Annotated in this window: 20 protein-coding genes; 4 read left to right on the top strand and 16 right to left on the bottom strand. The window is 73.8% G+C overall.

What is annotated here, in order from left to right:
- Positions 1-159 precede the first annotated feature (159 nt).
- From SM611_RS25380 to SM611_RS25310, 15 genes are all read right to left on the bottom strand, one after another.
- A complete protein-coding gene (locus SM611_RS25380) occupies positions 160-954 on the bottom strand; it encodes a hypothetical protein (RefSeq protein WP_371952413.1) in 795 nt (264 codons plus the stop codon).
- Positions 955-1,023: 69 nt separating this feature from the next.
- Complete coding sequence (locus SM611_RS25375; RefSeq protein WP_371952412.1) at positions 1,024-1,743, bottom strand: VIT1/CCC1 transporter family protein; 720 nt, start codon at positions 1,741-1,743, stop codon at positions 1,024-1,026.
- Positions 1,744-1,775: 32 nt separating this feature from the next.
- A complete protein-coding gene (lgt, locus tag SM611_RS25370) occupies positions 1,776-3,080 on the bottom strand; it encodes a prolipoprotein diacylglyceryl transferase (RefSeq protein ID WP_371952411.1) in 1,305 nt (434 codons plus the stop codon).
- A gap of 43 nt (positions 3,081-3,123) precedes the next feature.
- Entirely contained in the window at positions 3,124-3,972 is an 849-nt protein-coding gene (locus tag SM611_RS25365; RefSeq protein WP_371952410.1) for a DsbA family protein, read from the bottom strand.
- Between the two features lie 118 nt (positions 3,973-4,090).
- Positions 4,091-4,867: a DsbA family protein gene (locus tag SM611_RS25360; protein ID WP_371952409.1), complete on the bottom strand. Its 777-nt coding sequence runs from the start codon at positions 4,865-4,867 to the stop codon at positions 4,091-4,093.
- 58 nt (positions 4,868-4,925) lie between these two features.
- The gene (locus tag SM611_RS25355) at positions 4,926-5,417 is read right to left on the bottom strand and encodes a vitamin K epoxide reductase family protein (protein WP_371952408.1); all 492 of its coding nucleotides are present in this window, start codon (positions 5,415-5,417) and stop codon (positions 4,926-4,928) included.
- A 179-nt stretch (positions 5,418-5,596) separates the two neighbouring features.
- Positions 5,597-6,409, bottom strand: a complete 813-nt coding sequence (gene trpA / locus SM611_RS25350) for a tryptophan synthase subunit alpha (protein ID WP_371952407.1) — start codon at positions 6,407-6,409, stop codon at positions 5,597-5,599.
- On the bottom strand, positions 6,406-7,641 hold the full coding sequence (trpB, locus tag SM611_RS25345) for a tryptophan synthase subunit beta (protein WP_371952406.1): 1,236 nt from the start codon (positions 7,639-7,641) through the stop codon (positions 6,406-6,408). The genes trpA and trpB overlap by 4 nt, the downstream gene beginning before the upstream one ends.
- A gap of 113 nt (positions 7,642-7,754) precedes the next feature.
- Positions 7,755-8,561, bottom strand: a complete 807-nt coding sequence (trpC, locus tag SM611_RS25340) for an indole-3-glycerol phosphate synthase TrpC (RefSeq protein ID WP_371952405.1) — start codon at positions 8,559-8,561, stop codon at positions 7,755-7,757.
- A gap of 245 nt (positions 8,562-8,806) precedes the next feature.
- Positions 8,807-9,202: a DUF2752 domain-containing protein gene (locus tag SM611_RS25335; protein ID WP_371952404.1), complete on the bottom strand. Its 396-nt coding sequence runs from the start codon at positions 9,200-9,202 to the stop codon at positions 8,807-8,809.
- Between the two features lie 177 nt (positions 9,203-9,379).
- A complete protein-coding gene (locus tag SM611_RS25330) occupies positions 9,380-10,048 on the bottom strand; it encodes a response regulator transcription factor (protein ID WP_371952403.1) in 669 nt (222 codons plus the stop codon).
- Positions 10,045-10,629, bottom strand: coding sequence for a TIGR02234 family membrane protein (locus SM611_RS25325; RefSeq protein WP_371952402.1), 585 nt, complete (start codon positions 10,627-10,629; stop codon positions 10,045-10,047). Before SM611_RS25325 ends, SM611_RS25330 begins: the two co-directional genes overlap by 4 nt.
- The gene (hisI, locus tag SM611_RS25320) at positions 10,626-11,009 is read right to left on the bottom strand and encodes a phosphoribosyl-AMP cyclohydrolase (RefSeq protein ID WP_371952401.1); all 384 of its coding nucleotides are present in this window, start codon (positions 11,007-11,009) and stop codon (positions 10,626-10,628) included. Before hisI ends, SM611_RS25325 begins: the two co-directional genes overlap by 4 nt.
- Before the next feature lie 90 nt (positions 11,010-11,099).
- Positions 11,100-11,306 (bottom strand): cold-shock protein, encoded by a 207-nt coding sequence (locus SM611_RS25315; RefSeq protein ID WP_018657218.1) that lies wholly within the window; start codon positions 11,304-11,306, stop codon positions 11,100-11,102.
- Positions 11,307-11,554: 248 nt separating this feature from the next.
- Positions 11,555-12,238: a TIGR03085 family metal-binding protein gene (locus tag SM611_RS25310; RefSeq protein ID WP_371952400.1), complete on the bottom strand. Its 684-nt coding sequence runs from the start codon at positions 12,236-12,238 to the stop codon at positions 11,555-11,557.
- 183 nt (positions 12,239-12,421) lie between these two features.
- Here SM611_RS25310 and SM611_RS25305 point away from each other — a divergent pair, with 183 nt between their 5' ends.
- From SM611_RS25305 to SM611_RS25290, 4 genes are all read left to right on the top strand, one after another.
- Entirely contained in the window at positions 12,422-14,224 is a 1,803-nt protein-coding gene (locus tag SM611_RS25305; protein WP_371952424.1) for an ABC transporter ATP-binding protein, read from the top strand.
- Positions 14,221-16,002, top strand: coding sequence for an ABC transporter ATP-binding protein (locus tag SM611_RS25300; RefSeq protein WP_371952399.1), 1,782 nt, complete (start codon positions 14,221-14,223; stop codon positions 16,000-16,002). Before SM611_RS25305 ends, SM611_RS25300 begins: the two co-directional genes overlap by 4 nt.
- A 64-nt stretch (positions 16,003-16,066) precedes the next feature.
- Positions 16,067-17,323, top strand: coding sequence for a hypothetical protein (locus tag SM611_RS25295; protein ID WP_371952398.1), 1,257 nt, complete (start codon positions 16,067-16,069; stop codon positions 17,321-17,323).
- A gap of 87 nt (positions 17,324-17,410) precedes the next feature.
- Complete coding sequence (locus tag SM611_RS25290) at positions 17,411-17,863, top strand: hypothetical protein (protein ID WP_371952397.1); 453 nt, start codon at positions 17,411-17,413, stop codon at positions 17,861-17,863.
- Positions 17,864-17,870: 7 nt separating this feature from the next.
- Here the strand turns inward: SM611_RS25290 and SM611_RS25285 are convergent, their stop codons facing one another.
- On the bottom strand, positions 17,871-18,530 hold the full coding sequence (locus SM611_RS25285; protein ID WP_371952396.1) for a phosphorylase family protein: 660 nt from the start codon (positions 18,528-18,530) through the stop codon (positions 17,871-17,873).
- Between the last annotated feature and the right edge of the window lie 5 nt (positions 18,531-18,535).

Genomic DNA, 18,535 nt, shown 5'->3' with positions numbered 1-18,535 from the left:
GGGCCGCCCGCGCGGGCCGGCGGCGTCCTGCGGGGGGCGGGCCTGCCGCGGCCCTGCCGGCTCACCGGCGCTCCGCCGCGGCCGCGGCGCGGGTCATCGGGGTCCACGGGCGCGCAGACTACCGCCCGCCGGCCGGTGACGCGCCCGCGCGCGGGCCGCTCACTGACCGGTCCTTCCGCCGGAAGCCAGGTCGAGCCGCCCGTAGAGGAAGTCGGCGGCGTTCTCGATGACGAGGCTCACGTCGATCATCTCGTTGAGCGAGGCGGGCTGCGCGCCGCCGGCCCGCTCCACCCACGTGATCACGGCGTAGTGGCCGTAGGTCTTGGCGTAGGCGGCGCTGAACCCCTGCCCGAACGCGGGGACGTCCGGCGCCTTCAGCGGCGTCACCCAGCCGGCGCCGGTCGCCGGGTCGAGGTCGCGGAGGACCTGCTTGACGCCGTCCTCGGTCGCCATGTTCAGCACGATGAACTGGCCGACGTGCTTCTTGTCGCCGCTCACGTAGGCGGCCCGGACCAGCTGGCTGCACTGGTACTTGGCGAGGTCGCCGTGCAGGCGCGCGCCCCACGTGCCGGTCTTGCAGTCGTTCGACAGCTCGGACGCGGCCAGCGTGAACGCGTACTTGCCGGTCTTGAGGCTCTTGGCGCCGAACGCCTCGCCCTCGGTGATCGCGCGGCCGTCGGCGGTGCGGGCCGCGATCTGGGCGAAGCCCTCGCCGAGGTAGTCGGGCGTGTAGGCGGTCGGCGCCGCCGTCTTCGCCGCGGACTCCTCGCTCCCGCCGCCGGTCAGCAGCACCGCGGCCACGGCCGCGACGATCACCACGACCAGCGCGGCGGCGCCGCCGAGCAGCAGCTTCGGACTGGGGCGCTTGCGGCCGGACTTCTCCTCCGGCCAGAAGTCCTGCCCGCCGCCCTTCTGCGCGGCCTGGGCGGAACCTGGGTCACGAGCCTCGATCACGCCCCGGAGCTTAGCGGGCCGGGTCGCCCTCGCGCGCCCAAAAGGGCTTTTCGTCCAGATTCCTTCGAGCTACAGGCCGTTGGTCCCGATCAGCGCGCCGACGCCGTAGGTGATCCCGGCGGCGGCGGCGCCGAACAGCAGCTGCCGCGCCCCGCCGAACCACCAGGGGCGGGTCGTGATCCGCGACACCAGCGCCCCGGCGAGGAACAGGCCGAGGCCCGCGACGATCGCCGCAGGCCACAGCGACGTGGCGCCCAGCAGGTACGGCAGCACCGGCAGGATCGCGCCGACCGCGAACGACAGGAACGACGAGCCCGCGGCCAGCACCGGCGACGGCAGGTCGCCCGGCGTCACCCCGAGCTCCTCCCTGGTGTGCACCTCCAGGGCCTCGTCGGGGTCGCGCGACAGCTGCCGCGCGACCTCGGCGGCCGTGTCCGGGTCCACGCCGCGCGCCTCGAAGACCTCGGCCAGCTCGCGCTCCTCGGCGACCGGGTGCCGGGCGAGTTCCAGCCGCTCGACCTCGATCTCCGCCTCCGCCAGTTCCGACTGGGAGGCCACCGAGATGTACTCCCCCGCCGCCATGGAGAACGCGCCCGCCGCCAGGCCCGCGAGACCCGCCAGCAACACCACCTGCTGCTCCGCCTGGCCGCCCGCGACACCCGCGATCAGCGCGAAGTTGGACACCAGCCCGTCCATCGCGCCGAACACCGCGGGCCGCAGCCAGCCGCCCGTCACATCGCGGTGCCGATGGTGCTGCTCGGACGTCCCGCTCGTCTTCTCACTGGTCATCTCGCCCCCGCGTTCCCCCGCCGCCGCCTGCCTCATTTCCCATCGGGGATGGGCTCCCCCTTGGCCGGCCGGGTGAGCTCGGCGGTGCCGTCCTCCTCGGCCGCCCTCTCGGCCTTGGTCCCGCCGCCGGCCTTGGTCTGGTCGTCGGCCTTGGTCTGGTCGTCGGCCTTCGTCTCGGGTGCGGCCTCGGGCTCAGCCTCGGTCTCGGAGTCGGCCTTGCTCTCGGGTTCCGTCTCGGCCTCGGGCCCCGCGGCGTCCTCGGGGACGTCCGCCGGGGCATCCTCCGCCCGGGCGGCCGCTTCGGGGCCTGCCTCCAGTTCGTCCGCGTCCTGCGCGTCCTCGGCGGCGGAGACGGGCTCGTCGTCCGCGGGTCCGGCTGCGTCCGCGGCGGTGTCGGAGGCTCCCGGCTCGCCCTCCGCCCCGCCCTTCGTCTCGGCCTCGGTCCCGGCCGTGCCGGGGACGGAGCCCGCGCCGCCGGAGGCCGCCTCCGCGGGGATGCCGACGTTCTCCGGGCCGGTGCTGTTCCGGGCCAGGTACAGGTACGCGACCGCGCCGAGGAACAGGACGATCGACGTCCAGTCGTTCAGCCGGAGGCCGAGGATGTGGTGGGCGTCGTCGATGCGCAGCGCCTCGATCCAGCCGCGCCCGACGGTGTAGGCGGCGACGTAGAGGGCGAACGCGCGGCCGTGCGTGAGCTTGTAGCGGCGGTCGGCCCAGATGACGAGGACCGCGACGCCGACGCACCACAGCGACTCGTACAGGAACGTCGGATGGTACGTCGCGATGTCGGCGTACTTCGGGTCGAGCGCGGGCCCGCCGTCCAGCATCGGCCGGTGGTTCTCGTCGATCTTCAGCGCCCAGAAGGCGTCCAGCGGGCGGCCGTACAGCTCCTGGTTCCAGTAGTTGCCCCAGCGGCCGATCGCCTGCGCCAGCGCGATGCCGGGCGCGACCGCGTCGCCGAGCGCCAGCACCGAGATGCCGCGCCGCCGGCAGCCGATGACCGCGCCGACCGCGCCCAGCGCGACGGCGCCCCAGATGCCGAGGCCGCCCTTCCAGATCTCCAGCGCCCGGACGGGGTCGCCGTCCTCGCCGAAGTACCGCTGGTAGTCGGTGATCACGTGGTAGAGCCGACCGCCGACCAGGCCGAACGGCACCGCCCACACGGCAACGTCGACGATCACGCCAGGCGTGCCGCCCTTGGCCGCCCAGCGCCGCTCGCCCAGCCAGACCGCGGCGACGATGCCAAGAATGATCATGATGGCGTAGGCGCGCACCGGGACGGGCCCGAGGTGCCAGACGCCCTGCGAGGGACTCGGGATGGAGGCGAGCTGGTGCATGACCGTTGACGTTACCGCCTCCCGGGCGCGGTGCGCGCCCTCTCTACGACCGAGATGGAACCGCCGTCCCCGGTGCGCCGCCGGACCGGTCGGCGGCGGTGCCGCTCGACCGCGTGCCGGTGGGCGCGGGCGTGCTCCCGCCCGCTTCGGCGACGGCCTTCCTGAGGTCGTCGGGCGAGCCCAGGACGTCGTTCCCGACCTTCTCGCCGTCCAGCGCGAGGAACGGGGTGGAGTCGACGCCGGCCTTGCCCGCCTGGATGCTCGCCTGGTCGACGGCCTTCATCTTCTGCTCGCCGTTGACGCAGGCGGCGAAGGACGGGTCGGTCACGCCGAGGTCGGCCGCCCACGCGATGAGGTCCTTCGGGAGGAACCCGTCGTCGCCCTCCACGGGCTGCTCGGCGTAGAGCCGGTCGTGATACTCGACCCAGTGGTCGGCCGGCATGCAGGCGGCGGCGTTCGCGGCCCGCCGCGAGTTGGACATGAGCGGCTCCTGCTGGAACAGCTGGAACGGCCGGTAGACGACCTTGAGCCTGCCCTCGGCCGCGAGCTGCTTCATCGTCCCGCCGAGCCGCGCCTCCATCGTCTTGCAGGCGGGGCACTGGAAGTCCTCCCAGACGTCGAGGACGGGCGCGCTCACCCCCGGCTGCGCCATCGCGACCGAGCCGTCCTGCTGCCGGGTGGCGGGGGCGAGCGCCCCCTTGTAGCCGTCGATCGCGGGTTCGGTCCCGTCCCGGGACATCAGCACCACGACAGCGACGACCGCGACCGCCGCCAGCGCGACGGCGCCGAGGACGACCAGCAGCGCGCGCTGCCGGCGTCCCCGGGCCGCCGCCCGTGCCCGTTCGTCCGCGAGGCGCCGCCGCGCGGACGGACCCCTCCCCTGCTCGCTCATCGATCCCCCGATCGCCACCGTGCGTGCTCTGAGCTATCACGAGCGTAGCGGTGACGGCCGGGGAGGTCCTCAAGAAGCGCCGGGGGCCGGTCTCACTCGCCGCCTGTGCGGGCAGGCGTCACTTGCCCGCCGCCGCGGCGGCGTCGATGGTGGCCCGCAGGGCCGCCGGGTTCATGAACTGGGTCTGGTCGAGCTTCTGGCCGTTCAGGAAGACCGTCGGGGTGCCGTCCACGCCGCGCTGCTGCAGGGCGTAGTTCGTCATCTGGTCGACCTGGGGCTTCTTCTGCTCGTCCCGGACGCACTTCTCGAAGTTCGCGTCGGTGATCCCGATGTCCTTGCCCCACTTCACGAGGTCGTCGGGCGAGAAGCCCTCCGAGCCCTCGGCGGGCTGGAACTTGAAGAGCGCGTCATGGTAGGAGATCCACTTGTCGGCCGGGACGCAGAGCGCCGCCTCCGCCGAGCGCAGCGAGTTGATCTTGATCGGGTCCTTCTGCTGCCCGAACAGGTGGAACGGCCGGTAGACGACCTTGACCTTGCCCTCCAGCGCGAGCTTCTCGACCGTCTCGCCGGTGGCCTCCTCGAACTGCTTGCAGATCGGGCACTGGAAGTCCTCGAAGATCTCCAGCTCCGGCTTGGTCACCCCGGCCTTGGCCATCACGATGGAGCCGTCGTCCTGGCGGCTGAGGGGGGCCAGCGCGCCCTGGTGGACCTCGGCCCGGCCGTTCTTGTCCTTCTGGTCGATGACGAGGACGGCGCCGACCACGATCACCGCCACGGCCACCACGGACCCGATGACGATGGCGAGCAGCCGCCGCTGCTTCTCCCGCGCCGCCTGCCGCTTGCGCTCGGCGGCCAGGCGCTCCCTCGCGGACCGCTCTCGTGCGGCCTTGCTCATTGGTTCTCCTAGTGCGTGCGGACCCGGCGCCGCCGTCGCGCGGCGCGGTAACGGGAGGTTAGTCGACCTGACCGATACGTCGGAATTCGTCGGCCAGGACGAGGAGGAACAGCAGGACGGTGACGACGTGGACCCCGGTGCACCACAGGCAGATCTTGTGCAGGACCGCCAGCTCGACGGTGACCAGGTAGACGACCATGAGCACGCCCACCGAGACGGCCGCCACCCGGCCCCAGCGCAGCGGCGGCCACGTGGCGCGCAGCGCCCACGGCGTCAGCAGCGCGCCGAACCCGACGAAGAACGCCAGCCCCAGCAGCGGCATCGGGATGCCGAGCAGGGCGGAGTACTCGCTCGTCGTGACCGCGTGGCAGTCGATCGTCGAGGTCGCCGAGCACACCAGCGCGCCCTCGTCGTAGTGGCTGATCGTCAGGTAGACCGAGATCCCGAGCCCGGCGATCGTCAGCAGCCAGGCCGGGATCTGGAACCACGCGGGCGGCAGCGGCGGCGACGCCGCGTCGACCCGGTCATCGGCCGTCATCTCTTGCGTCATCGTGATCCTTCCGGGACCGCCTGCGCCGGCTCGGCCGGCGAACACACCCTATTGGAGAGCGGCGGTACCACAAGCATGAACTCGGCGGGGCCCGGCCGGAGTTCCCGGCGTACGGCAAAGCCCGCGCGGAAACGGCTCCGCCGCGATCCGCGCGGGCCCGGCGGACACGTCCGGAACGCTCAGCGGCCGGCGCGGACGCCCGCCGCGAGCTCCTCGGTGAACGACCGGACGGCGGCCACCCCGGACGCGAGGTCGGGGGCCTCCAGGACGCGGCGGACGAACGCCGACCCGACGATCACGCCGTCGGCGAAGCCCGCGACCTCGGCGGCCTGCGCGCCGGTGCCGACGCCGAGCCCGAGGCCGACGGGCAGCCCCGTGCCGGCCTTGTCGATGATCGCCCGGGTCCGCTCCACCAGGCGCGGGGCGCCGGTGTCGATCGCCGAGCGGGCACCGGTGACGCCCATCAGCGACGCCGCGTACACGAAGCCCCGGCACACCCCGGTGACCTTCTCGATGCGCTCGTCGGTGGAGCTGAGCGCGACGAGGAACACCCGGTCGAGGTCGTGCGCCTCGGACGCCTCCAGCCACTCGCCGCCCTCCTCGGGCGTGAGGTCCGGCGTGATCAGCCCGGCCCCGCCGGCGGACGCGAGGTCCCGCGCGAACCGGTCGGCGCCGTAGTGGTCGACGGGGTTCCAGTACGTCATGACGAGGACCGGGGCGCCGGTGGCGGCGACGGCCTCGACCGTCCGGAACACGTCGGCGACGCGGGCGCCGCCGACGAGCGCCTGGTGGACGGCGTCCTGGATGACGGGGCCGTCGATCATCGGGTCGCTGTAGGGCAGGCCGAGCTCGATGACGTCGCAGCCCGCGTCCACCATGGTCCTGGCGACCTCGGCGGCGCCGTCGACGGTCGGGAACCCGACGGGCAGGTAGCCGACGAGCGCGGCCCGCCCCTCGGCCTTGGCCTTGTCGTACGCGGTGCGGGCGCTCACTCGCCCTCTCCTTCCGGCATCAGGCCGAAGAAGGCGGCGGCCGTGTGCATGTCCTTGTCGCCGCGCCCGGACAGGCACACGACGATCGTGGCGTCCGGGCCCAGCTCCCTGCCGACCTTGAGCGCGCCGGCGAGCGCGTGCGCGGACTCGATGGCCGGGATGATGCCCTCCGTCCGGCACAGCAGCGCGAACGCGTCCATCGCCTCCGCGTCGGTGATCTCGCGGTACTCGGCGCGCCCCGTCTCGTGCAGCCACGAGTGCTCGGGGCCGACGCCCGGATAGTCGAGCCCGGCCGAGATCGAATGGGTCTCGAGGGTCTGGCCGTCGTCGTCCTGGAGCAGGTAGGTCCGCATGCCGTGGATGACGCCGAGCGAGCCGCCGACGAGCGTCGCGGCGTGCTTGCCCGAGGCGACGCCGTCGCCGCCCGCCTCGAACCCGTACAGCCGGACGGACTCGTCCGGGACGAAGGCGTGGAAGGTGCCGATCGCGTTGGATCCGCCGCCGACGCAGGCGACGACCGCGTCCGGCAGGGCGCCCGTCATGTCCAGGCACTGCCGCCGCGCCTCGACCCCGATGACGCGCTGGAAGTCGCGGACCATCATCGGGAACGGGTGCGGGCCCATGACCGAGCCGATGCAGTAGTGGGTGTCGTCGACGGTGGCGACCCAGTCGCGGAACGCCTCGTTGCAGGCGTCCTTGAGGGTGCGGCTGCCGGTCCGCACCGGGATCACCTCGGCGCCGAGCATCCGCATCCGGGCGACGTTGAGGGCCTGCCGCTCGGTGTCGACCTCGCCCATGTAGACGGTGCAGGTCAGGCCGAGGAGCGCGGCGGCGGTCGCGGTGGCGACGCCGTGCTGCCCGGCGCCGGTCTCGGCGAGGATGCGGGACTTGCCCATCCGCTTGGTGAGCAGCGCCTGGCCCAGCACGTTGTTGATCTTGTGCGAGCCGGTGTGGTTGAGGTCCTCGCGCTTCAGCAGCACCCGGGCGCCGCCCGCGTGCTCGGCGAAGCGCCTCGCCTCCGTCAGCAGGCTCGGACGTCCCGCGTAGTTCGCGAGGAGGTCGTCCAGTTCGGCGGTGAACCCGGGGTCGCGCTTCGCGGCCTCGAACTCGCGGGTCAGCTCGTCCAGCGCCGCCATCAGCGCCTCGGGCGCGAACCGGCCACCGAAACGTCCGAAATGGCCTGTGGCGTCGGGTACGGCTCCAGCACCGCGCGCGGCGGTGTCCATGGTCATGGGAAAACGCGTCCTGTCATGGGAGAAGGGAACGGGGTCAGTGGGGTCCTGGACTAGCCCCGCCATCGCTCCCGGAGCGGTTCGACCTGCATAGCCGCCACCCTATCGAGCGGTCAGCCGCTCTGGCGCAGCGCCGGATGGGCGCCCGCCGCGACCAGGTCCGCGACCGCGGCCCGCGGGTCCCGGCCGATGACCAGGCTCTCCCCCACGAGCACGGCGTCCGCCCCGCTGGAGGCGTACGCCAGCAGGTCGTGCGGGCCCCGCACCCCCGACTCCGCGATCTTCACGACGTCCTTCGGGATCGTGGGCGCGACCCGGGCGAACACCCCGCGGTCCACCTTCAGCGTCCGCAGATCACGGGCGTTCACGCCGACGACCTTCGCGCCCGCCTCCACGGCCCGCGCCGCCTCCTCCTCGGTGTGCGCCTCCACCAGCGGCACCAGCCCGATCGACTCGGCCCGCTCCACCAGCGACACCAGGGCGTCCTGCGGCAGCGCCGCGACGATCAGCAGCACCATGTCGGCGCCCGCCGCCCGCGCCTCCCACAGCTGGTACGAGGTCACGACGAAGTCCTTGCGCAGGACGCAGACGCCGACGTTGGCGCGGACCTCCGCCAGGTCCGCCAGGCTGCCGCCGAACCGGCGCCGCTCCGTCAGCACGCTGATCACCTTCGCGCCGCCGGCCTCGTAGTCGCGGGCGAGCGCCGCGGGATCCGCGATCGCGGCGAGCGCCCCCTTGGACGGGCTGCTGCGCTTGACCTCGGCGATGACCGACACACCCGGACCCCGCAGCGCCGCCAGCGCGTCCCGCGCGGCCGGGGCCGCCGCCGCCTTCTCCTTGAGGGCGTCCAGCGGGACCTCGCGCTGCCTGTCGGCGAGATCGGCCCGGACGCCTTCGATGATCTCGTCCAAAACGCTCAAGGTCGCAGGCCCCCTATTTCAGGTCGTTCCGTGCACTATATCTATCGGGGGGGCGACCCCCCGAACCCCCCGTCAGCGACGCACGCGATCCTCACGACGCGTTTCGGTTTTTGTGCGTGTTGCTGTTTGTGCGGCGTCGCTGCGGTCGCGTGCGTCGGCGGGCATGCCCGCTCCGGGCGCTGGAGCGCCCTCCGCGTGCCTGCCCGTGCCGTCGGCTGGGGTTCAGACCACCGGGGGGGCCGGGGTCATGGTGCCAGGGCTTGGGCCGCGGGGAGGTTGCGGACTATCCAGTAGACGATCACCAGGCCCAGGAACGAGTAGACCACCGGCTGTTTGAAAAGGACGGTCCGCATCGGCAGGCCCCTGGCCGTCCTGACGGTCCAGAGGACGTAGAGGTAGCCGAAGACCGGCAGGAGTACGAACAGCAGCGGATTGAGGCCGAAGGCGACGCCCACGTCGCCGTGCGTCAGGGCGTAGACGAGCCGCGTCATGCCGCAGCCCGGGCAGTAGTACCCGGTCAGCGCCAGGAACGGGCAGCCGGGATAGTGCCCCGCCTCATTCGGATCGCCCCGGAACGCCACGACAAGGGCCCCCGCGACCACCCCGCCGAGCACCGCCGCCTGGGGTAGCAGCCCCCGCACACCCCTTTTGGGCGCGCACGAATGCTCCTGCGAAGGAACGCCTACCCGAGTCACACGTCCACGATAGGCCGCGAGGGCACCCCTGGCGCCGCCACCAAGGTTCGCCGGGTGCGTTGATCTGCGGCGTGTTGTTGGTATGAGCGCGCCGGAAGCAACAACACGCCGCAGCTCAAGGGCTTAACAGTCCAGTACGTAGCCGATGCCTCTGACTGTTCTGATGGGGCTGGCTTCGCCTAGTTTCGCGCGCAGTTGGGCCACGTGGACGTCGACGGTGCGGCTGCCAGCGCCGGCGCCGGGGCCCCAGGCGGCGTCGAGGAGTTGTTCGCGGGTGAAGACGCGTCCGGGGTTGGCCATGAGGAATTCGAGGAGGTCGAACTCGGTGACGGTGAGGGTGACGCGGCGGTCGCCGGTGGCGGCGGTGCGGTCGTGGGGGTCGAGGGCGATCGAGCCGGCGCGGAGGGGGGCGGGCGGGACGGCGGCGGGGGCGCCGCGGCGGAGGGCCTCGGCGACGGCGGCGACGAGGACACGGGGGCCGAAGGGGCGCTCGACGCGGTGGTCGCCGAGCGGGCGGGCGGCGGCGGAGTCGAGAGGGCCGGTGACGGCGACGACGGGGGCGGGGCGGGCGGCGTCGGCGACGCGGCGGTGCAGGTCGGCGGGCAGCGCGGCGGTGGACAGGTCGAGGACGACGACGTCGGGGCGGGCGCGCTCGGCGGCGGCGGGCGCGCGGGCCGGGTCGGGTTCGATCTCGACGTCGTAGCCCTCGCGGGCCAGGTAGCGGCGCTGCAGTTCGGCGACGGCGGGGTCGTGCTCGACGACGAGCACGAGTCCGCCACCGTCGGCGGTCATGCGCGCCCGCTCCGCCGGGCGGTCGGGTCCTCGCCGCGGTCGAGGGACCGCCACATCGCGGACGGGTCGTCCGCCCGCTGCTGAGCGGCGGGGCCTTCCCGCTCGTAGCGGGACGACATGGCGGGCCAGCGCCCGCCGCGGACCGCGGTGAGGACGCCGGCGGCCACCAGGAGGACGCCGCCGGCGACGGAGACCAGCCACCACAGGTTCGCCTGGAGGGCCGGGTCGGCGCCGAGCCTGATCAGGGCGCTCTTGTCGGCGGCGGCGTCCAGCACGTTCGAGCGCCGGACGGCGGACGCCGACGCGTAGGCGATCCCGGCGCCGAACAGGGCGATGAGGACGCCGACGGCGGCGCGGACGCGGCCGCGGGTGGCGAACAGGGCGGCGAGGCCGGCGAGGCCGGCCCAGCCGAGGGCGCCCGCGGCGCCGCCGAGGTCGCCGCCGGTGAGCGTCTGGGTGAACGGCGTGATGGCGTCCTCGGCCTTGACGGCGGCCCAGGTGCGCCCGGCGGCGAGCAGGGCGAGGCCCGCGCCGGCGGCGCACAGCAGCGCCGCCAGGGCGCGTTCGCGCCCGGGCGTCATGCGCCCTGCTCGGGGCGTTCCCCGACGGCGGCGTCGAGGACGTCGGCGTCCCAGCAGGTGCGGTCGCCGGTGTGGCAGGCGCCGCCGACCTGGTCGACCTTCACCAGGACGGCGTCGGCGTCGCAGTCGAGCGCGACCGACTTGACCCACTGCTGGTGGCCGGAGCTCTCGCCCTTCACCCAGTACTCGCGCCGGCTGCGCGACCAGTAGGTGCAGCGGCCGGTGGTGAGGGTGCGGTGCAGGGCCTCGTCGTCCATCCAGCCGAGCATGAGCACCTCGCCGGTGTCGTACTGCTGGGCGATGGCGGGGACGAGGCCGTTCGGGTCGCGCTTCAGCCGCGCCGCGATCTTCGGATCCAGATTGGACGCTGGTACGGGCATGCCCGAAGTTTATTGCGCCCCGGGCCCGCCATGAACGAATGGGCCCGCGCCCTGGCGGAGGGAGCGGGCCCAGACGTACGACTACGGGTGTTACAGGGGGACGACCTGGTCGGCCTGCGGACCCCGGTTACCCTGCGTCACCTCGAACTGGACGCGCTGGTTCTCGTCCAGAGTGCGGTATCCGGAGGACTGGATGGCCGAGTAGTGCACGAAGACGTCCGGACCGCCGCCGTCGACGGCGATGAATCCGAAGCCCTTCTCGGCGTTGAACCACTTCACGGTGCCCTGCTGGGGCATGTCTTTCTCCTTGCGGCAAAACCTGGGCCCACACCTCGCGGGCCCGTGCGGTCGCTGCGGAACGCTCTCGCCTCCCGGTACGGTCCCGGAAAAGCCAAAACGCCCGCTGCCATCAGTCCGCGGGCGTCTGCACGATCGAGAACCACGACTGCAACCGACGGGCCCACAGTATCACCGCTTCCGCGTAAAGCGGAGGAGCCGCAAGGCACGTGATTCTCCTCCCGGCGAACCGTGCCGTTACCTGCCCGTTAAAGACTCCAACCGGTCTCGGTCAGGCTCTTGACAGCGTCCGTCGCCCCGGTGAGGCGGACGTCGGCGACGTCCCGGCGGCCCAGTGCCCACAGGACGAGTTCGCCGACCGGGCCGTGCACGCGGACGGCTCCGCGGGCGTTCCGGCGGGCGTCCCGGCCGCGGGCCGGCACCCGGAGGGCACGCCCGTCCGGTTGCACGAGCGTTACCTCGACCTGAACTTTTCTTAGGACAAAGCGGGCAATTTTTATCCGTCGCCACAGCACTTCACCGAGTTCCGGCGAGATCTCCCGCGGCTCCCAGTCGGGACGCGCGCGCCGGACGTCCTCATGGTGAACAAAGAACTCGACGCCGTTCGCGTTTTTGTCAACTCCCGGAAGCGCGTACGGGGAGAACTTCGCCGGACCGTCCCGAAACCGTTCGACGAGGCGGTCGAACGGCACGGCGCTCGCCGTCCGGCGCCGGACGCGCTCGGTGTAGAAGGAGAGGGGGGACAGCAGTATTCCCGGGGCGGCGTCGGGGCGGTTCTCCCGGACGACCAGATGGGCGGCCAGGTCGCGGGCGGTCCAGCCCGCGCATTTCGTGGCCGCGTCCGGCCCCGCCTCCGCCAGCGCGGCGGCGAGCAGCAGCCGCTCGCGCCGGACGGGGCCGGGATCGGCCGGACCGGCCTCGGGTGTGGTCATCGCCCGATCGTAAGCCGTGCCGGGATCGCCGGGAATAACCGCCGTGGCCGCATGGTAGGCAATGTGCAGGCCCGCAGATCCCCGCGCCGCGGTCGCGGGGGGTTGCGGGCATCGCCGTGAGAACGAGGAGTAGCCGTGCCACCTGGGTCCAGACGCGTCAGCCCGCATGTGCTCAGGGAGGGCATGGGCGTGCTGTGGGTCGCGGTCAGGGCGGAGCCGCGGGTGTTCACCGTGTCGGTGCTCGCCAGCGCCCTGTACGCCGCGATGACCGTGGCGACCGCGGGGGTGCTCGGCTGGGCGACGGAGGAGGTCGTGCTGCCGGCGTTCGCGTCGGGGAGCACGACGGCCGGGAAGCTGGCCGGCGCCGCCGCGCTCGTCATGGGGGTGGCGCTGCTGAAGGCGCTCGGCGTCGCCGGGCGCCGGTTCTACGCGGGCCTCATGCAGTACCGGTTGCAGGCGTCCTACCGCCGCGCGGTGACCCGCCAGTACCTGCGGCTGCCGCTGGCGTGGCACCACCGGCACCCGACCGGGCAGCTGCTGTCGAACGCCAACGCCGACGTCGAGGCGGTGTGGGCGCCGATCGCGCCGCTGCCGATGGCGGTGGGCGTGGTGTTCATGCTGCTGATCTCGGCCGCGTCGATCCTGGTGACGGACGTGGTCGTGGCCGCGGTCGGCTTCCTGGTCTTCCCCGCCGTCGCACTGATCAACGTCGTGTACCAGCGCCGGCTGTCGCCGGTCGCGACCCGCGCGCAGCAGCTGCGCGCCGAGGTGAGCGAGGTGGCGCACGAGAGCTTCGAGGGCGGCCTGGTGGTCAAGACCCTCGGCCGGGAGGCGGCCGAGACCGGGCGGTTCCGGGAGCGCGCGGAGGCGCTGCGGGACGCCAACATCGCCGTCGGCCGGATCCGCGGGCTGTTCGACCCGGTCCTGGAGGCGCTGCCGAACCTCGGCGTCCTCGCCGTCCTGCTGATCGGGTCGCTGCGGCTGGAGTCCGGCGCGATGTCGCCGGGCGACCTGGTGAACGTCGCCTACCTGTTCACGCTGCTGTCGTGGCCGATCCGGGCGCTCGGCTGGGTGCTCGGCGAGGTGCCGCGCAGCGTCGTCGGATGGCAGCGGGTCCGCGGCGTGCTGGACGCCAGCGGCTCCCTCCCGTACGGGGACGGCGCTCTGGACGGCTCCGGCGCGGCGACCGAGCTGGAGGTCCGCGAGATCCGCTTCGCCTATGAGACCGAGTCCGACCGGCACATCCTGCACGACGTGTCGTTCGCGGCGACCCCCGGCCGGACGATCGCGGTGGTGGGCCCGACGGGCTCCGGCAAGTCGACGCTGACGTCGCTCCTGGTCCGGCTCGTCGACCCGGCGGACGGCTCCGTCCTGCTGGACGGCGTCGACCTGCGGGACGTCCGGCGCGGCGGGATCGCGGCGACGGCGGCGCTCGTCCCGCAGCAGACGTTCCTGTTCGACGACACCGTGCGCGGCAACGTCACGCTCGGCCTGGACGTGCCGGACGAGCGGGTCTGGGAGGCCCTCCGCCTCGCGCAGGCGGAGGGTTTCGTCGCGGCGCTCGCCGACGGCCTCGACACGAAGGTGGGCGAGCGCGGCGCGACGCTGTCGGGCGGGCAGCGGCAGCGGCTCGCGCTGGCCCGCGCCCTGGTGCGGCGGCCCCGCCTCCTCGTCCTGGACGACGCGACGTCCAGCGTCGACCCGCAGGTGGAGGCCCGCATCCTGCGGAGCCTGCGGGAGGCGCAGGCGGACGCGGCGGGCGGCGCCACCGTCGTGGTCGTCGCCTACCGCAAGGCGACCATCGCGCTGGCCGACGAGGTGGTCTACATGGAGCACGGCCGCGTCGTCGCGCGCGGCGCCCACGCCGACCTGCTGGAGGGCTCGGAGGGCTACCGCAACCTCGTCAACGCCTACGAGCGGGCCGAGGCGGAGCAGGAGGCGGCCGAGCAAGAGGCGGTCGAAGGCGGCGAGGAGGCCCTGGCATGACGGTCCTGGACAGCACGTCGACGACCGAGGGCGCGCTCAGCACGCTCAGGCGGGGGCTGCGCCTCAGCCCGGAGTTCCGGGCGGGCCTCGCCGGGACGCTCGCCCTGGCCCTCGTGTCCACGGCGGGACGCGTGGTGGTGCCCATCGCCGTCCAGCAGACGATCGACAAGGGCCTCGGCCGGAACGGCGGCCCCGACATCGCCTTCATCCGGACGGCGGTGCTGCTGTGCGCGGCGGCCGTGCTGGTGACGGCCGTGTGCGCGTACCTGATGAACGTGCGGCTGTACAGGACGTCCGAGGGCGGCCTCGCGGCGCTGCGGGTGAAGGCGTTCCGGCACGTCCACGACCTGTCGATGCTCACCCAGAGCGGGGAGCGGCGCGGCGCGCTGGTGTCGCGCGTGACGAGCGACGTCGACCAGATCAGCCAGTTCATGCAGTCCGGCGGGCTGATGTTCATCGTGTCGATCGGGCAGCTGCTCGTGGCGAGCGTGCTGATGCTCGTCTACTCGTGGCAGCTGGCGCTGCTGGTGTGGGCGGCGTTCCTGCCGCTGGCGTTCGCGCTGCGCCGCTTCCAGCGGGTCCTGTCGGGCGCCTACTTCCGGGTGCGGGAGCGCATGGGCGACCTGCTCGCCGCGGTCGGCGAGTCGGTCGTGGGCGCGCCGGTCATCCGCGCGTACGCGTCCGAGGAGCGCACCGGCCGCCGGGTGGACGAGACCGTGGACGCCTACCGCTCGGCGCAGACCCGCGCGCAGGTCATGGTCGCGCTGACGTTCCCGGTCAGCGAGCTGGTCGCGGCCCTGGCGACGGCCGCCGTCGTCATCGCCGGCACCCTGCTCGGCATCGCCGGCGAGGTGTCGGCCGGCCGGCTGATCGCGTTCCTGTTCCTCGTCACCCTGTTCGTCAGCCCGATGCAGACGGCCACCGAGGTGCTGAACGAGGCGCAGAACGCGATCGCGGGCTGGCGGCGGGTGCTCGGCGTGCTGGACACCGTGCCGGACGTCGCCGACCCGGGCGACGCGGGCACGGCGCTGCCGCGCGGGCCGATCGAGGTGCGGTTCGAGTCGGTCGGGTTCGCCTACCCGGGCGGCCCGCGCGTCCTGCACGACGTGAACGCGGAGATCGCGCCCCGCAGCCGGGTGGCGATCGTCGGGCAGACCGGGTCGGGCAAGACGACGTTCGCCAAGCTCCTGACCCGCCTCATGGACCCCGTCTCCGGCCGGGTCCTCGTAGACGGAGTGCCGCTGACCGACGTCCGGTTCTCGTCCCTGCGCGAGCGGATCGTGATGGTGCCGCAGGACGGCTTCCTGTTCGACGCGTCCCTGGGCGACAACATCCGCTACGGCAGGCCCGGCGCGTCCGACGAGGAGCTCGTCCTCGCGCTCACCGAGCTGGGCCTCGCCGACTGGCTGGAGGGGCTGCCGCAGGGCCTCGGCACCCCGGTCGGGCAGCGCGGCGAGTCCCTGTCGGCGGGCGAGCGCCAGCTCGTCGCCCTCGCCCGCGCCTACGTCGCCGACCCGGACCTCCTCGTCCTGGACGAGGCGACGTCGGCCGTCGACCCGGCCACCGAGGTCCGCATCCAGCGGGCCCTGGACGGGGTGACCCGGGGCCGCACGGCGATCGCCATCGCGCACCGGCTCTCCACCGCCGAGGCGGCCGACGAGGTGATCGTCCTCGAGGCGGGCCGCATCGTCCAGCGCGGCCCGCACGCCGATCTGGTCGCCGAACCGGGCGTCTACGCCGACCTGCACGCCTCCTGGGCGGCCCAGCGGAGCCTGTAGACGGACATGACCACCTGGGGTAAAGCACTTGCCCGTTATCTGGTCTAGTGCGCATTCTGGCGGGGTGAGCAACGAGGTCGTCTTGGAATCGGCGGGCACGCTGCACGGTCAGCTGCAGCGGGGACTCGGAAGGGCCGCGCGGCGCGCGGCGGACAGGCCGGGGGCGGGCGAGTACGTGTACGCCTGCGTCCGGCGCGATCCGCGGTGGGACCGCCAGTGCGAGTCACGGCGGCTGTACTACGCCCGGTTGATGGTGGATCTGGAGTTGCCGGCCGGGCCGGTGGCCGAGCACCTGTTCGACCCGTCCGACCACACCGATCCCGACGACTGGCGGGTGGACCTGGCTTTGGGCGTGCTCGCGGACCTGGTGCGGCTGAGCCGGCGCGAGGCGGCGGCACCGCTGCGGCGGTACGCCGAGGAGGGCGCGCAGTGGTTCGACGCGGTGGCGGAGCTCATCGACCTTGAGGACCCGTCACTGACGACCGGTTTGGACGAGCTGGTGGCGGCGCGGTGCGACGACGCCGACCTGGCGCTGCTGATCCCCGGCGGGCGCAACCCGGTGGTCGAGGCGTGGGCGGCGCGGCAGCCGCGGGTGGCGCGGGCGCTGGAGCGGCAGCGGGAGGCGGGCCGGGCGGCGCGCCGCGCGATGGTGGCGGCCCCCGGGCGGGACGCGCAGAGCGAGGCGGAGCTGCTGGAGCTGGCGCGGCGGCGCGGCGAGGGCGCGATCGCGGCGATCTTCGAGCTGGGGCGGCGGCGGACGCCGGCGCTGCTCGACCTGGCCGAGGAACTGCTGCCGCAGCGGCCGAGCAGGTTCGGCGGCGCGGTGTGCCGGGCGCTGCGGGAGTACGGGCCGGAGACGCTGCCGCGGGCGCGGGCGTGGGCGGCGCAGCGGGGCGGCTGCGCCGACATGGGGCTGCGCATCCTCGCCAGGTACGGCACCCGCCAGGACATACCGCTGCTCATGGACGAGCTGCGCGGGGCCGTGGCCCGGCGCGAATGGGGCGGCGCCGCCGGCCCGATCGAGGGACTGGGACGCCTGCGCGCCGGCGAGGCCGTCCCGCTGCTGAAGACCGCTTGGAGCGAGTCGCCCTACGCCTATCTGAGACCCCGCATACTGACCGCGTTGACGAGAACGGCGCCGCACACGGCCGAGTCCTACGCCGTCGAAGGGCTGTGGGACTGCGAGGAGGGCGTCCGCGCCGAGGCGGCGAGGTCCGCGCCGCTGACCCGCGAGACCGGGTTGCGGCTGCGGCGGCTGCAGCAGGACGGCGCCGAGGAGCCCGGCGTCCGAGCCGCGGCGGGCGCCCGGCTGATGACCTGACCCGGCGGGCCGGGCCGGTGAACCCCGCCGGGGCGGGGCGCGTATTCACCCCTCGAATCGCGCATCTCACCCCGGAGAGGAATGGCGATGGGTTCCCGACACCCCCTCGGCCCGATCACGCTGCCGCGACCACGGACGGCGCTGCTGTGCGCGGCGGCGCTCGCGCTGCCGCTCGCGGCGGGCTGCTCCGCGAAGTCCGACGCCTCCGACGGGAAGGCCGCGAAGCCGGCCAGCCTCCAGGAACTGGCCCAGCAGACCGACTGCAAGGTGACCGGCACGCGCAAGGTCAAGGACCTGGAGCAGGGGAACTGCAAGACCTCGCTCGGACGCTACGTCCTGCTCAGCTTCACCACGGACGGCGGCATGGACTCCTGGCTGCACGAGGCCAAGCCGTGGGGCGGGTGGTACCTGGTCGGGGCCCGCTGGATCGCGGTCAGCGAGAAGCCGGTGCTGGAGTCGCTGCGCAAGGAGCTCGGCGGCGAGATCGTCCAGGGCGACCACCACGGCGGCGGAGGCCAGCACGGCGGCGGGCACGGCTGAGCCGCGGTCAGCCGGCGGCGCCCCCGCCGGCGTCCCCGCCCGCGTCCTCGGCGGCGCGCACCAGCAGGACGCTCCAGCGCTCCAGGGCCGGGCCGACGCGGGCGAGGACGCGCCGCGCGGCCAGCCCGCGGCCGACGATGCCGGGATGCCACAGCGGATGCCCGGGGCCGTCGACGACGACCCGGACGCCCGCGACCGGCAGCCCGCGCGCCCGCGCGGCGACGATGGCCGACTCCATGTCGGCGACCCGCGCGCCCTGCGCGGCCAGCACGGCGCGCTCCGCGCCGCGGACGACGTGGTCGGTGGTGACGAGGGGGCCGACCTGCGCGCTCAGGCCGTCCCGGATCAGCTCCCCGGCGAGCAGGCGCGGCGCGGCGCACGGCACCGCCGTCCCGCCGGGACCGCGGATCTCGTCGGCGACGAGGACGTCGCCCGGCCGCAGCCGCCCGTCGAGCGCGCCGCCGAAGCCGACGGTGACGAGGGCGGCGCAGGCGCCCGGGAGCCGGGCCGCGTCCCGGGCGCGGTAGCCGACGACCACGACCGGCGTCCGGCTGAGCCCGCGCCTGACCGCGCGGGCCTCGATCCGCAGCGCGGCGCACACGACGGGGCCGAACACCGGCGACTCGGCGGCCCCCTCGCCGCGCACCGGGGCGCTGTCCGTACTCACCCGCC

The organism is Actinomadura monticuli (assembly GCF_041463655.1).
Lineage (GTDB): Bacteria > Actinomycetota > Actinomycetes > Streptosporangiales > Streptosporangiaceae > Spirillospora > Spirillospora monticuli.
Note: the sequence above shows the minus strand (reverse complement) of the source record. Positions and strands in the feature narration are given on the sequence as shown.